2 protein-coding genes are annotated in these 1,149 nt (G+C 78.0%); one reads left to right on the forward strand and one right to left on the reverse strand.

The annotated features are described in order from the left end of the window. Positions 1–137: 137 nt before the first annotated feature. Entirely contained in the window at positions 138–488 is a 351-nt protein-coding gene (locus AOK18_RS22555; protein ID WP_055695523.1) for a VOC family protein, read from the reverse strand. A 60-nt stretch (positions 489–548) separates the two neighbouring features. On the opposite strand from AOK18_RS22555, the gene AOK18_RS22560 reads away from it, so the two are divergent. Further along, positions 549–1,016 carry a phage holin family protein gene (locus tag AOK18_RS22560; RefSeq protein WP_055695524.1) on the forward strand — a complete coding sequence of 156 codons (468 nt, stop codon included), beginning with the start codon at positions 549–551 and terminating at the stop codon, positions 1,014–1,016. Positions 1,017–1,149: the final 133 nt, after the last annotated feature.

Raw genomic sequence — 1,149 nt, forward strand, 5'->3', positions numbered from 1 at the left:
GTACGCGCCGGCGCGTACGGCGCCCCGTGCCCGGAGGACCGCCCGCGTCACCCCGGCCCGCGCCTCCCCCGCCCGGACGGGGCGGGGGAGGCGCGGACCGGGCGGGACGGGTACGGGCGGAGCCCCGGCCGGGCGGGTCAGCCGGCGAGACGGTCCGCGTACTCGTAGACGGCACCGTCCGGGTGCCGGGCGATGAGGTTGCGGCCCACCGGCGTGGGGAGCGGACCCGCGACGATGTCCGCGCCCATCTCGGCCAGCACCCGGCCGGCCTCCTCGACGTCCTTCACCGCGATGGTGGCCGCCACCTTGCGCAGCACGTCCAGTTCGGCCTCGGGGCCGCTCATCAGCAGGAAGCAGCCGACGGCGGCCACCTGGACACCGGCCCGCTCGAAGCGCAGGGCCCTGCCTCCCGCCAGCCGCTCGTAGAAGGGGATCGCGGTCTCGATGTCGTCGACGCAGACGCGCAGTGTGGCACCCAGAATCTCCATGGCGACGAGCCTAGTTGGGCAACGGCGTTACGCGCGCGGGGCGTTGGGTACCCGGGCGGCATGCAGCGTTTGGAACACATGCAGCACCTGGACAAGCACCTGGTCGACGAGCTGGCACAGGTGGCCCGCGAGAGCGTACGCGACGAGCTGCGTGAACAGGCGCGGGGGCAGCGCCGCAAGGCCGCCCTGTACGGCGCGTCCGGTGCCGTCGCCCTGTACGCGGGCGCGGCCGTCGCCCTGGCCGTGGGGCTCGCCCTCGCCCTCGTCCTGCCGGGCTGGGCCGCCGCGCTGATCACGGCCGTGATCCTGGGCGCCGTGGCCTACGCACTGCGGAACGCGGCCCGCCCCTCGCCCGCCCCCGGGCACGGGGCCGCCGGGCAGGCGTCCGTCCCCGGGCAGCGGGACGCCGGGCGCGGGCGCGCCGGTGGCGTCGCCGTTCCGCCCGTGCCGTCGACGCCGCCCGCCACGGGCGTCGTACCGCCGCGGCCGGACACCCCGGCCCCCGGCGCGCCCGGTTCCCGGAGCTGACCGGCCGCGGGGCGGACCCCGGACGAGACGGACGAAGGCACGGGCCGCGGCCCGTGCCTTCGTCGTACCGCCTCCCCGGCGAGGCGTCGACGTGCCGGGGGCACCGGGTGTCACCGGGGTCCGCCCCGCGGCC

It is taken from the genome of Streptomyces prasinopilosus, assembly GCF_001419695.1.
Lineage (GTDB): Bacteria > Actinomycetota > Actinomycetes > Streptomycetales > Streptomycetaceae > Streptomyces > Streptomyces prasinopilosus.

Bases quoted from the DNA above. Each gene is read 5' to 3' on its own strand.
- AOK18_RS22560 (WP_055695524.1), top strand. From the start codon at position 549: ATGCAGCGTTTGGAACACATGCAGCACCTGGACAAGCACCTGGTCGAC.
- AOK18_RS22555 (WP_055695523.1), bottom strand. From the start codon at position 488: ATGGAGATTCTGGGTGCCACACTGCGCGTCTGCGTCGACGACATCGAG.